The organism is Methylobacterium sp. Leaf118 (genome assembly GCF_920984675.1).
In the GTDB taxonomy this organism is placed as follows: Bacteria; Pseudomonadota; Alphaproteobacteria; order Rhizobiales; family Beijerinckiaceae; genus Methylobacterium.
Map to the genome: position 1 here is coordinate 43,842 of NZ_CAKLBV010000006.1, position 12,214 is coordinate 56,055.

Sequence of the window (12,214 nt, forward strand, 5' to 3'; positions counted from 1 at the left end):
CGCCTTCCCTGATCGGGAGGAAGCTGCATTCAGTCGGGGGTGGAAACGCGGCGATGTTGTGATGGATAGCGGCGGCAAACCCTCCTATGGGAGGGCAACGCCGGAACGGCGGCTTAAGGGAGTGGACGCCCGTGACTTCACCCAGGGACGATGGTCCGAAGCCCGCGAACAAGGGCGCTTCCCCCGCCTCTCCCTCATCGGCCACGCCGCCGGCCTCCAAGCCTGAAGCCGCCAAACCCGATTCCAAGACGGTCGAGCTCGCCAAGCCGGAGCCCAGCAAGTTCGAGCCAGGTAAGTTCGTGCCGGGCAAGTCCGAGCCGCTTAAATCCGAGCCGCTCAAGCCCGGCACCACCGGCAGCAGCGCGCTGCCCGGCGGACCCGCCGGCCCGTCCGATCGGTCGCGGGACGCGCGCCCCGGCGAGCCGCCCCGGCCCGGGTCGTTCGCGGGCGGCGCCGTTCCGCCGGTCGGCGCCAGGACGTCCGATCCTGCCAAGCCGTCGGACTTCGCCAAGCCGTCGGACCTCGCCAAGCCGTCCGATCCCGCAAAACCCTCCGAGGCGGCCAAGCCCGGCGCCGCGGTGCCGCCGATCGGGACGTCGTCGGGCGCGCCTCCCCGTCCGTCCTCGCTCTCGCCCGCCGGCGCCGTGCCTCTGAAGCCGGGCGCTACGGGCAGCAGCGCCGTGCCCCCGTCCCCGGCCTCCGTGGGCCCGATCGCTGCGAAGGCGGATGACCCGGTCAAGGCCGGCGCCACCGGCAGCAGCGCGATCAAGCCCGAAGCTCCGGCGACCGGCACGAAGCCCGAAGATACCAAGTTCTCCGATACCAAGTCCTCCGATTCCAAGACTTCGGACGCGAAGGCCACGGACGGCCGGCCGGGCTCCGGCCCGACCCGCGTGACCGAGACCGCCTCGCTGACCGAGGGACCGATCCTCGACATGAAGGCCAAGCGTCTGTCCGAGCCGTCCGAGGCCGGGAAGGCGGGCTCTAAGCCGGATGGGGCGGGCAATGGCCCGGCGGCGGCCAAACCCTCGACCGGTCCTGCGAGCGGTGCCTCCACACCGGCCGCCGCCAAGGCGGGGCCGGGCGTCGGCGCCGTGGCGGCCTCCGGGCTTCTCGGCGGGTTGATCGGCGCGGGTCTCCTCTACGGTGTCACGACCTTCCAGCGCGGCAGCGACCCGCGCCTCGCGGGGCTCGACAAGACGGTGGCCGGGCTCGCTTCGAAGGACGCGCTCGGCGCCCTCGAGAAGCGCATCGCCGCCGACGAGCAGGCGCTGAAGCCCCTCAAGGACGCCGTCGGCCGGGCCGAGGCCTCCGCCAAGGCGGCCGACGAGCGGGCCCAGGACGCCCTGCGCAAGGCGGGCGGTACCGCCCCTGCGGCGGAGGGGGCCGCACCGGCTGCGGAGGGCGGCGCCACTGCCCAGGCCCCGGCGGTGCCTGCCGATCTCGTGGCGCGGCTCGATGCCCTCGACCAGCGCGTCTCGGCACTGCAGGAGGAGCCGGGGCGCGACGGCACGGCCGAGGTGAAGACCGCGCAGGGGTCCCCGGCCGATGCCGGGGCGCTCGCCGCCCTCGACGGGCGCCTCAAGGCGCTGGAGAGCGCCGGGGACAAGGGCGCGGCGGCGCCCGACTTCAGCCAGAAGCTCGCGGCCCTCCAGAGCGAGATCGAGGCTCGCACCAAGGCCAACGAGAGCGCCGAGAACGGCCTCGCCAAGCGTCTCGACGAGGTGCAGAAAGCCCTCGAGAGCCGGGTGGCGGCAGCGACCCAGGCCGTCCAGGACGCCACCCAGGCCGGCAAGCAGGCGGCGGAAGCTGGCCAAGCGCGGGCCGACGAGGTCGCCAAGGGGATCGACCGCCGCCTCCAGGAGCAGGCTGAGCGGATCGCCGGCCTCGACAAGGCGCTCGACCAGAGCGCCAAGGCGGCGACCGTCCAATCCGCCCTGCGGATCGTCGCGGCGGACCGGATCGCCACCGCGCTCGATGCCGGCCAGCCCTATCCCGAGGCGCTGTCGAGCCTGCGCAACCTCGAGCCGGCGGATTCGAAGCGCATCGGCTCGCTCGCGCCCTTCGCCGACAAGGGCGCGCCGACCGCCCAGGCGCTCGCCGCCGAGTTCCACGGTGTCACGGGCAAGATCGCCGAGGCGAAGCGCGCCGCGCAGGCCAAGGCTTTGGCCGAGACCGGCAGCGTCGGCGACCGGCTGATGAACATGGCGAGCTCGATCGTGCAGGTGAAGCGCAGCGACGCCCCCGCGGCGCCGACCGCGTCCGGTGCCGCCAGCGCCGGCGGGGAGGCCTCGACGGCTCAGGTCCAGGCCGCCCTCGACCGGGGTGACCTTCCGGCCGCCGCCCAGGCCTTCGCCGGCCTGCCGGACGAGGCGAAGGCGCAGGCCGGCGATTTCGGCGCGCGGCTCGCGGCCCGTGCCGAGGCCGGTCGAGCCGCCCAGTCGCTGCTGGCCGATGCCTTCACCGGCCTGCCTCCGGCGCGCTGACCCTGCCGCCGCGATCATGACGCATCCGTATCCGCTGGGCCCGCGCACCGCGCCGGCCCGCTTCATTCCACTCCGCCCGGGCCGCGAGCGCCCGCTCGCCGTGCTTCCAAGGAGGCCCTGATCCATGTGGCGCGCCCTCGTCTTCCTGGCTCTGCTCGCCGTCGCGGCGTACGGAGCCGTCTGGATCGCCGACCATCCCGGCACCGTGACCGTGGTCTGGAGCGGCTATGAGATCGGCATGAGCCTCGCCATCGCGCTGACCGGCGTGCTGGTGGCGGCGATCGTTCTCGGCATCATCTGGGCCTTGGTCACCGGCGTGATCGGCCTGCCGGCGAGCATCAGCCGCGCGACCCGCGAGCGTCGCCGCAACAAGGGCCTCGCCTCGCTCTCGCGCGGCATGATCGCGGTGGGCTCGGGCGATCCGCTCGCCGCGCGCCGGCACGCGGGCGATGCCGAGCGCCTGCTGGGCGCGCAGCCGCTGACCCTGCTGCTCAAGGCGCAGGCCGCCCAGATCTCGGGCGACCGCGACGCCGCCGAGCTCGCCTTCCAGCGCATGGCGGACGATCCCGAGACCCGCGTGCTCGGGTTGCGCGGCCTGTTCGTCGAGGCCCGCCGCCGGGAGGACGAGGGCGCCGCCCGCGCCTACGCGACGGAAGCCGCGCGCCTCGCCCCCAGCGTGACCTGGGCCAACGAGGCGGTGATGGAGGCGCAATGCGCCGACGGGGACTGGTCCGCCGCGACCGCCACGGTCGAGCGCCGGGCCGCGTTGGGTCTGACCGACAAATACGCCGCCCGCCGCCAGCGCGCGGTGCTGCTCACCGCCGCCGCCCAGAGCCACGAGGCCGGTGAGCCCGACACGGCCACCGAGCAGGCGCTCAAGGCGGTCAAGCTCGCCCCCGATCTCGTCCCCGCCGCCGTCATCGCCGGGCGCCTGCTCGCCCGCCGCAACGACCTGCGCAAGGCCGCCAAGATCGTCGAGACGGCTTGGAAGGCCTCGCCGCATCCGGAACTCGGCAAGGTCTATCTCAACCTCCGCACCGGCGATTCTGCCCGCGACCGGCTCGCCCGGGCCGAGACGCTGGCCAAGCTCTCCTCCTGGGATCCGGAGGCCCGCCTCGTGATCGCCCAGGCTGCCGCCGAGGCGAAGGAGTTCGGCTGGGCCCGCGACGCGCTGGCCCCCATCCTCGACGAGCGCCCGACCGTCCGGGTCTGCCGGATGATGGCGCGGATCGAGGCCGCCGAGCACGGTCCCGACAGCGGACGGTCGCGCGAGTGGCTCGCCCGCGCCGCCCGCGCGCCGCGCGATCCGGCCTGGGTCGCCGACGGGGTGATCTCCGAGCGCTGGGCGCCCCTCTCGCCGACCACGGGGCGCCTCGACGCCTTCGTGTGGAAGACCCCGCCGGAGATCCTGGCCGGGCCGGACGAGGACGACGCCCCGCTTCCCGAGGCGCCCTCGGCGGCGAAGTCCGATCGTCACCCGCCGCAACTCGGCAGGGTCGATCTCTCGAAGCCGGACCTCGGCCCATCCGAGAGCGCTGCTCCGGAGGCCAAGGCGCTTGAGGCCAAGACGCTCGACGCGTCCCCAGTGCTACCCCCCGCGGTGCCCCCGCAGCCGACGCCGCCGGTCCCGGGCTTCCTGGAAACGGGCGCGGGGACGTCCCCGGCCGCCGCTCCGGTGCCTGCCCCGGTCCCGCCCGGGACGCCGTCGGTGCGTCCCCGGCGCATCGCCTGAACCCCACCTCCGACGATGGGGAGCTCCCTTGGGCCCCCATCGTCGCCTGAGCGCCGCCGGCTTGACGGGGCGGCCAAGGGCCGTCCGCCCGGTGATGCGCCGTCCGCCAACACGCTGCCCACGACCCCCATGCGGCCATGACCGCCCCTGGGCCGGCCACACCGACGCGGCCCTTTCGGTGACTCCGGAAACACGGTCCGCCGGCCTCGCGGCGAATGCCCGACGGAACGCCGTTTGCAGCTTGCCAGAACCCGGCGCCCCCGCTACAGCACGGCGCCTGCCGCGCGGAACCGTCGCCGAGTTTGCATACTCGCCGCGGTTTCCGGTGGGCACTGGAGGGGTGGCCGAGTGGTTGAAGGCGCACGCCTGGAAAGTGTGTATACCGGAAACGGTATCGCGGGTTCGAATCCCGCTCCCTCCGCCATCTGTGCTAAAATCGCCTTCTGGGCGAACAATTTGTCGCCGATCACCTGATATTACCGCCGATCACCGCATGACATCGTGCTGTACGGAAGGCCACCGATCCCCTTCTGTTGTGTTGACGACCGTTCTGCTGCCAATATGAGAGCCTGTTTGACTACGTTGCGCAGTCCTGGGGTCGGTGATAGGTGCGCAGCAAGCGGTTGCAATTCGCGATGCTGACAGCATCTTCGGCGGCCGCCGGGCTCTGCTCCCAATGCCGGGTCAGGCGGCGGTAACGCGTGGTCAGCGTGCCGAAGGTCGCTTCGATGCGCCAGCGAAGCGGCAAGGGCTCGAAGCCTTTGATCTCGGGTGGGCGGGTCGAGACCTGAAACGTCGAGGCCCTGACGCGCGGCGGCTTCGTCCATGCGTGCGCCGATGTAGATGCCCATCGACCTTCACCCCCTCGGGTGCCCAGCCGGCCTGCGCCGCACGGTCGAACAGCCCGCCGGCCGTCTGGGTGTCGTGCACGTTGGCGGCCGTAACGAGCGCCGCCAGAACGAAGCCGTGCGAGCAGGTCGGCACGTGGTGCCTGATGCCCCGGACCTTCTTCTTGCCATCCGTCCCACGCACCCCGGCCTGCGGACCCGACACCACGCTCTGTGAGTCCAGGATCGCAGTCTTGGGTTCGGCGGGACGCCCGCGCTTCTGTCGCACCGCCCGCGTCGGCAGGGCAGCGATCTCCGACCAGTGCCCGTCGGCGCGGAAGCGGTCATGCCACGTACGCGCGGTCTCTTACGGACCCAAGTCCGTCGGCAGGTAGCGCCAGGGGCAGCCTGTCTTCTCCAGGGACCGGCAGGCGTTCACCATCTCCCGCAGGTCCCCCGCCAGCAGATCGTCGCAGGCCAGCAAAGGCGCGACCGTTGCCCATTCTGCATCCGTCCTCATCGGCTTTTCCTTCCGAACCCAACGCGCGAAAGCACCCCCCTGGTTAAACAGGCTGTCTAATCCGCCGTCCTATTTCGGTAGTGGCCCGAGGATCGCCAAGTTGTGCCGTTCGGCTGCCGCCACCAAGAACGCCATATCGGGAGCGGCCGGCGGAGCATCGCTCGGCACGCTCGCCTCGGCGATAAAGTCAGCAAAATCGCTTCCCGTCGTCATCAGCAGGATTCTCGCCGGGCCTTCTCCTTCTATACGAAATCCATGCGGAATAGCGCGCGGACCGAAGGCGAAGTCCCCGGCCTGAAGCAAGGTTCTGCCACCCTCCAGGATCACCGACATCTGTCCTTCGATGACGTAGAACGACTCGTCTTCAGAATGATGCATATGCCACGGCGACTCGAAGCCGGCCGGGATGATCTGCTCGATCAGGCTGAAATGACCGCCGGTCAGTTCCCGACCAGCCTTGATCCAGGTCGGCAGGCCGAGAAACCGGCGTTCCTCGACACGCGGTGTGACGTTCGTGGCAGTGGGCGCAGTCAGGTTCACGGCGCGATCCTCGATGGACAATTGGCTCATCATGAGGCAATTTAGCGGAACATAGATTCCACGGAATATCTCTATCGTCAATATGGAAGATCGAACAAACCGCCGCGCCTATCGCATGAAGGAGCGCGCAAAGACCCAGGACGACACCCGCGAGCGCATTGTTGCCGCGACGATGCTGCTGCACGATGAGCAGGGCGTCGCCGGAACGTCTTTCGTCGACGTCGCCAAGCGCGCCGGCATCGGTGCGGCGACGGTCTACAGGCATTTTCCCAATCTGGGGTCCTTGGTCGCGGCCTGCGGTGCCCATGTCTGGCAGGAGATGGCACCGCCGATCCCTGAACGGGCACCGGTGATCTTCGAGGGACTCGACCGGTTCGAGGATCGCCTGCAGCGCCTTGTCGATGAACTGGACGATTTTTATCGGCGCGGTGCGCTCCGCCTCAAAAGGGCATATGCCGATCGGCATCTCATCCCGGAACTGGACCAATTTCTGCGGGCCGTGGAGGCGGGCGTTGCGGCCCTGGTCCGCGAGGCGTTGAAGAACGAGGCCATGTCGGGCACTGCTCTTCAGCTTGTGCTTGCGTTGACGGATTTCCCGGTTTGGGGTTCGATGCAACGAATAGAGTGTGATGACTTGGAGCGACGACTCCTTGTCACGAGGCTCCTCCGATGCGCCATCATCTCGGCGGGATAACCCGCTCATGTCTACGGTTCATGTATCCGTAGATGCCGCGACTGAGGGGGCTCCCGAAGAAGGCAAACCCGGTCGTGAGCGTCGAACGCCTTCTTACGGGTGTCGCGTGAATATCCGCAGCGAAACCAGCTTTTTTTGCGACCTGCCGATATGACGGCGCAAACCTGCCGCCAAATGCTCGATATCGTCGTGGTTGGATACCCAAATCTCCCCGGAAACCGCCGATTGCCGCATAGGCTTGAGTATCCGCACAATTGTGAGAGGCTTATCATTAAATTATAGTGCTCATCATCATCGGGCGCGGCCCGCCAGCTTCAACTCAAAGACCGAGAGGCCGTAATACCAACCCTCTCCGATCGGGACTCACGGGGTAGCCTCGGCGTCCGAGGGGTGATTCTATCTTCGGGTTTGGAGCCTGAGGAGGATGTCATGGCTGCTCCTGTGCCGCTGCGGCCGGACTTCGACGCCGAGGGCCTGCGCGCCTTGGCCAAGGGCGCGCGCGATCCCGCCCAGACCCGGCGCCTGCTGGTGCTGTCGGCGATCGACGCGGGCGGTTCGCGCTCGGCCGCGGCCGCGCTCGGCGGGGTCGGGCTCCAGACTGTGCGGGACCGGGTGATGGCCTTCAACGCATGCGGCCCCGACGGGCTGATCGATGGCAAGGCCCCTGGCGCCCGCCCGCGCCTGGACGCCGAGCGGCGGGAGGCGCTGCGCGCGTTGGTCGAGCAGGGCCCAATGCCGGCCGCGCACGGGGTGGTCCGCTGGCGGCTGATCGATCTGGCCCAGATCCTGTTCGAAGATCACGGCGTGTCGGTGTCCGAGCAGACCTTGAGCCGGGTGTTGCGGGGCATGGGCTATCGGACGCCCTCGGCCCGCCCGCGCCATCACGCCCAGGCCCCGGACGCCATCCCGGCTTTGAAAAAGCTTTCCCCGCCCGCTGGGCGGAGATCGCGCAGGCTGTCGGCGGCAAGCCAATAGAGGTCTGGTTCGCTGACGAGGCCCGCGTCGGCCAGAAGAACACGATCGTCCGGCGCTGGGCCAAGCGCGGCACGCGCCCCTCGGCCCCGAAGGACCAGCGCACCGCCTCCGCCTTCATCTTCGGCGCGATCTGCCCGGCACGGGGCACGGGCGCCGGTCTCGTCATGTCCCACTGAACCACCGAGGCGATGGGCCTGCATTTGGCCGAGATCGCCCAGGCCGTTGCCCCCGGCGCACACGCCGTCCTGCCGCTCGATCAGGCCGGCTGGCACACGACGAAGAAACGCGCGGTGCCCGCCAACATCACGCGGCTGTCGCTGCTGGCCCGCTCCCCCGACCTCAACCCGGTCGAGAACCTCCGGCAGTTCCTGCGCGACAACTGGCTCGGCAACCACATCTTCAAATCCTACGCCGACATCCTCGATCACTGCTGCGACGCTTGGAACACCCTCATCGACCGACCCTGGCGCATCATGTGCATCGGACACCGAGACTGGGCACATGTGTTCTGATCGATCAGAATTGGTTTGAGCCCCGGGGAATATCGTGCAGATGTCGTGCATGAGCCTGCCCTGGCTCGACCTGACCGGCTGGCTTTGGACCGTGCTGATGGAGTGGATCAGCCAGGACCGAAGGGGTCGGACTTGTGGCGAGGCCACATCCCCCAGAAACGCTCGCCATCCGTCGATGCGACCCCAATCCCAACGATGTCAGCAGCAAGGGCTGGCCCTTGTATGCCAACCTCCGCATACCATCTCAGGACCATCCAACCGGATGGTCTGAGGATGGCGCAAAGATGGCAGGTGACGTTCCAGACCCCCGACCCAAAGTGCCCGAGAGCGAGAAGCTGACGATCAACCTCGGCTTCGTCGATCTCGGCCGCATCGATCTGCTGGTCCGCGACGGCTTCTATGCCAATCGCGCCGACTTCATCCGAACGGCCGTGCGCAATCAGCTCGACCGTCAGGGCGATGCCGTGACGCAGTCCTTGGCCCGTAAGAAACTGAGCCTCGGCCTCTCTCACTACACCCGGCAGGATCTGGAGGCGGCGAGAGACGCTGGCACCCCGCTCCAGATCCAGGTTCTCGGCCTCGTCAGCATCGCCCCTGATGTGACGCCGGAACTCGCCCGTGCCGCCATCGCGTCCGTGCAAGTGCTCGGCGCCTTCCACGCCAGACCGGCGGTCAAGGCAGCCTTGGCTGACCGGACGGCCTGATCGTTCGCCCCGACCCATCCGCGGTGCGGCCAGCCTTTCCGCGCCGACCCATCGACCTCATCCAGGATCATCACCATGAACGCGTTCTCCCACATCGATATGGGCGAGGTGACCCGTCTCACCCGCGCCGGCCAACTCGCGGAAGCCATGGCCCTTCTTCAAGGGCGCCCGCCCTCCGCCGAGCCGCAGGCGGACGCCCGGGAGGGAGCGCCGCGCAAGGACGGCCGCACCGCACGACCGTGGTCGATCATCGACATGGTCGCCCCTCGGACCCCGGGCGGAGCGTGGACCGCAACGAGCCTCGGCGAGGGGACGGTGGGCGAAACACCCGCTGACAGGACCGGTGCCTCGGAAAGGCAGGGGCTCGCCGAGACCCTGCGGTCCCTCCGTGAGCGCTTTCCCAAAATGGGCTCGATCTCTGGCCTGGGGGACGGCTTCGGATCGCCTCAGCGATCTCCGGTCACGGTACCCGATGGGGCTCGCTACGAGGAGCGGACATTCTCTGGCGCGGCGGGCAGCAGGACGTACAAGATCTATGTCCCGAGCGGTTATCGCGGCCAGGCCCTTCCGCTCGTTGTCATGCTGCACGGCTGCACCCAGTCGCCCGATGACTTCGCGTCCGGGACGCGGATGAACGAGCTTGCCGAAGAGCACACCTTCTTGGTGGCCTATCCCGCCCAGCCTCAGTCGGCCAACATGCAGAGGTGCTGGAACTGGTTCAATGCTGCCGATCAGCAGCGCGATTCGGGCGAGCCGTCGCTGATCGCGGGCATTGCTCGTGACGTCATCCGCGAGTTCTCGGCCGACCCGAGGCGGGTCTACGCGGCGGGGCTGTCGGCCGGCGGCGCGGCCGCCGCGATCATGGCGGCGACCTACCCTGATCTCTTCGCGGCCATCGGCGTCCACTCGGGACTTCCCTATGGGGCCGCCAGGGACATGCCGTCCGCCTTCGCTGCCATGAACGGCGGCGGGACGGCCCCGCTGCGGGGATCGCACGAATTGGTCCCAACCATCGTCTTCCACGGTGATGCGGATCGCACCGTCAACTCGGCCAACGGCGACCGGATCATCGCACAGGCCGGGCTGGAGGGAGCGTCCGGGACGGTCGTCACCCACGGGGAGAGCCCGGGTGGCACCGCCTACACCCGCAGCGTCCAGTCCGACCGTTCGGGCCGAGAGGTTCTGGAACAGTGGGTCCTCCATGGGGCGGGCCATGCCTGGTCCGGCGGAAGCCCGAACGGCACCTACACGGATCCGCGCGGTCCCGATGCCAGCCGCGAGATGGTGCGCTTCTTCCTGGCTCATGCAGGCCGAAGCGATCCGACACAGCATTGAGGCCAAGGCTCCCGATCCGCTTGAGACGGGAACCACGGCAGCGCGGCTGCGAGCCCGAACGCGCGGCAGCCGCGAATGCGATCGACGGTGAGCGCCAACAGCGGACCCTCGCTCATAACCGGCGGGCGGTCCGCTCTCGATGCAGAGGGCGGCCTGATATTCGCCAGCCGTGCTCCCCCGCCCACCTTGCCGGCGGCAGAGGTACGAGAGGCGCTCAGCTCAGGAGCGCGATGCTCCGCGAGCAGGATCATGTAGCGGTTCGACATCCCGAGCCCGTGGACCAGGATCACGGGCAGCCGGTCTTCCGGGGCGGAATCGACCGAAGCGCGGCCATGCATGGCGAGGCCGCCGACGCGGTCGTGTCTCGCCGCGAGTCACCGAGGGCGCCCTTTCCGCCTCCGGCTCGCGTACCGTGTCGCTGCCGATCGGACCGAGGCCAGGCGGGACCGAACCCCGGCGGCCATCGCAGCGATCCACCCCTGGAACCCGTTCATCCGCCCTGCCGATGGCGCCCACCGTTATCTGGGAGATCGCTTTAACCTCCCGCTTACCCTGACCCGCCAGTTTGCCGGCCCTGATCAGCGCGAGGAGTAGGCATGTCCGACACGACCGACACCGTGGGCATCGCAGGCGACCGGATCCGCTCCATCATCGAGCGCATCGAGCGCATCGACGAGGAGATCAAGGATCTCATGGAAACCAAGAAAGAGATCTTCGGCGAGGCCAAGGGCGAGGGGCTCGACGTCAAGGTGCTCAAGGAAATCCTCAAGCTGCGCAAGCAGGACAAGGACGAGCGTGACGAGCAGGAGACGCTGCTCGACCTCTATCTGCGTGCAATGGATGCGCCGTCGCCCGCGCCCGTCGCCCAGGCAGCCTAATCGACAGCCCCGCCACCGGGCCACGTTCATCGGGCCCGGTGCGCAAACAAGCACGACATCGCGGGCGCTGAGCGTCGATCAGGGGCCCGGCATCAGTCGCCCGCTTCGGCATGCGCAACGCTGCATCCACCGTCTCGGCCGCGATCAGGCGGTCGCAGGCCCCCGAGCCGAAGGTCCATCGGCCAGACGGCGGAGAGCGTTCGCGATGCGTGCGATCAACCGTGACAGCGGAGACCGCCAGAGACCGTATCCGTCGTCGCAGAGCGGGTCGTTGACGACGGGGCTGCCATCCTGGCCGACGAGGACGTTTCCGACATTCGGATCGAGCGCACGGGGAGAGACGGCGCGCAGCGTCGCCACATAAGCCTCGTACCCCGGCCACGAAGCCCTGAAATCTTCGCGTATCCCGTCGAAGCTCGGATGATTGACGAAGGGCTCGTAGGCCGGCCATTCCGCCTTGAAGCGCTGGCGGACGCCCTCGTCCATCGCCACCCCGGGATGGTCTGCAAGGACGGCGTGAGCGTAGGCCAACCACCACGTGTCCGGCCTCGGATTCGTCAAGCGCGCGCCCACCGTCATCAACGCACCGCAGCGGCTCACGGACAGGTCGTGGACACGCGGCGCATGCGGCCCATTGGAACCCCGGAAGCCCTTGCGGAGAAGAGCCGCGTAATCGCCGAAGCCATCGGCCTTGCGAGCGAGGCGCACGATGACGTCCGGGTGGTCCGGATGGGCGTGGACGGAGCCGTGATAGCCATAGCCGATCTCGGCCCAGCCGGTGGCGAGCAGCGACGCATGGGCCCCGGCGGCCGAGCGTTCGACGATGCCCAGAGCGGCGAGCGACGGCCCGGACGTCGGAACCCGGTTTGCGAATCGCAGCATTGCCGTCACTCCTTCCTGCCGAGCAGTGGACCGACGCGACACACACTCTGACGCTGCAAGGCAGGGTCAGAAGAAATGGCCGAACGGGCGGGTCCGGCGATGGTCTCGAAGACCCTGTCGATGTCGGGA

At 69.1% G+C, this 12,214-nt stretch carries 8 protein-coding genes, 1 tRNA gene and 2 pseudogenes; 8 read left to right on the top strand and 3 right to left on the bottom strand.

Going from position 1 to position 12,214, the window contains the following annotated elements; all coding sequences use genetic code 11:
* Window positions 1-131: 131 nt before the first annotated feature.
* The 3 genes from LW587_RS04330 (at window position 132) to LW587_RS04340 (ending at window position 4,642) form a co-directional block, all read left to right on the top strand.
* The gene (locus LW587_RS04330; RefSeq protein WP_232628370.1) at window positions 132-2,486 is read left to right on the top strand and encodes a COG4223 family protein; all 2,355 of its coding nucleotides are present in this window, start codon (window positions 132-134) and stop codon (window positions 2,484-2,486) included.
* A 124-nt stretch (window positions 2,487-2,610) separates the two neighbouring features.
* A complete protein-coding gene (locus LW587_RS04335) occupies window positions 2,611-4,218 on the top strand; it encodes a heme biosynthesis protein HemY (protein WP_232628371.1) in 1,608 nt (535 codons plus the stop codon).
* A gap of 334 nt (window positions 4,219-4,552) precedes the next feature.
* Window positions 4,553-4,642: transfer RNA gene (locus tag LW587_RS04340), tRNA-Ser, on the top strand.
* Window positions 4,643-4,795: 153 nt separating this feature from the next.
* Here the strand turns inward: LW587_RS04340 and LW587_RS04345 are convergent.
* Window positions 4,796-5,559 (bottom strand): annotated as a pseudogene (locus tag LW587_RS04345) (IS5 family transposase); the annotation flags it as partial.
* 75 nt (window positions 5,560-5,634) lie between these two features.
* On the bottom strand, window positions 5,635-6,105 hold the full coding sequence (locus LW587_RS04350; protein WP_232628372.1) for a cupin domain-containing protein: 471 nt from the start codon (window positions 6,103-6,105) through the stop codon (window positions 5,635-5,637).
* Between the two features lie 82 nt (window positions 6,106-6,187).
* On the opposite strand from LW587_RS04350, the gene LW587_RS04355 reads away from it, so the two are divergent.
* The 5 genes and pseudogenes from LW587_RS04355 to LW587_RS04375 all read left to right on the top strand — a co-directional run bounded on the left by LW587_RS04355 (window position 6,188) and on the right by LW587_RS04375 (window position 11,203).
* Window positions 6,188-6,799, top strand: coding sequence for a TetR/AcrR family transcriptional regulator (locus LW587_RS04355; protein ID WP_232628373.1), 612 nt, complete (start codon window positions 6,188-6,190; stop codon window positions 6,797-6,799).
* A gap of 390 nt (window positions 6,800-7,189) precedes the next feature.
* Window positions 7,190-8,286: pseudogene (locus tag LW587_RS04360) on the top strand (IS630 family transposase).
* Window positions 8,287-8,570: 284 nt separating this feature from the next.
* On the top strand, window positions 8,571-8,990 hold the full coding sequence (locus LW587_RS04365) for a CopG family transcriptional regulator (RefSeq protein ID WP_232628374.1): 420 nt from the start codon (window positions 8,571-8,573) through the stop codon (window positions 8,988-8,990).
* 75 nt (window positions 8,991-9,065) lie between these two features.
* Entirely contained in the window at window positions 9,066-10,325 is a 1,260-nt protein-coding gene (locus LW587_RS04370; RefSeq protein ID WP_232628375.1) for an extracellular catalytic domain type 1 short-chain-length polyhydroxyalkanoate depolymerase, read from the top strand.
* A 596-nt stretch (window positions 10,326-10,921) separates the two neighbouring features.
* Window positions 10,922-11,203 carry a DUF2312 domain-containing protein gene (locus LW587_RS04375; RefSeq protein WP_232628376.1) on the top strand — a complete coding sequence of 94 codons (282 nt, stop codon included), beginning with the start codon at window positions 10,922-10,924 and terminating at the stop codon, window positions 11,201-11,203.
* 144 nt (window positions 11,204-11,347) lie between these two features.
* On the opposite strand, the gene LW587_RS04380 is transcribed toward LW587_RS04375, so the two are convergent.
* On the bottom strand, window positions 11,348-12,094 hold the full coding sequence (locus LW587_RS04380) for a hypothetical protein (RefSeq protein ID WP_232628377.1): 747 nt from the start codon (window positions 12,092-12,094) through the stop codon (window positions 11,348-11,350).
* Window positions 12,095-12,214 lie beyond the last annotated feature (120 nt).

Excerpts from the sequence above, each read along its gene's own strand:
- LW587_RS04335 (WP_232628371.1), top strand. The coding sequence starts at position 2,611 with ATGTGGCGCGCCCTCGTCTTCCTGGCTCTGCTCGCCGTCGCGGCGTAC.
- LW587_RS04355 (WP_232628373.1), top strand. The coding sequence starts at position 6,188 with ATGGAAGATCGAACAAACCGCCGCGCCTATCGCATGAAGGAGCGCGCA.
- LW587_RS04365 (WP_232628374.1), top strand. The coding sequence starts at position 8,571 with ATGGCAGGTGACGTTCCAGACCCCCGACCCAAAGTGCCCGAGAGCGAG.
- LW587_RS04370 (WP_232628375.1), top strand. The coding sequence starts at position 9,066 with ATGAACGCGTTCTCCCACATCGATATGGGCGAGGTGACCCGTCTCACC.
- LW587_RS04375 (WP_232628376.1), top strand. The coding sequence starts at position 10,922 with ATGTCCGACACGACCGACACCGTGGGCATCGCAGGCGACCGGATCCGC.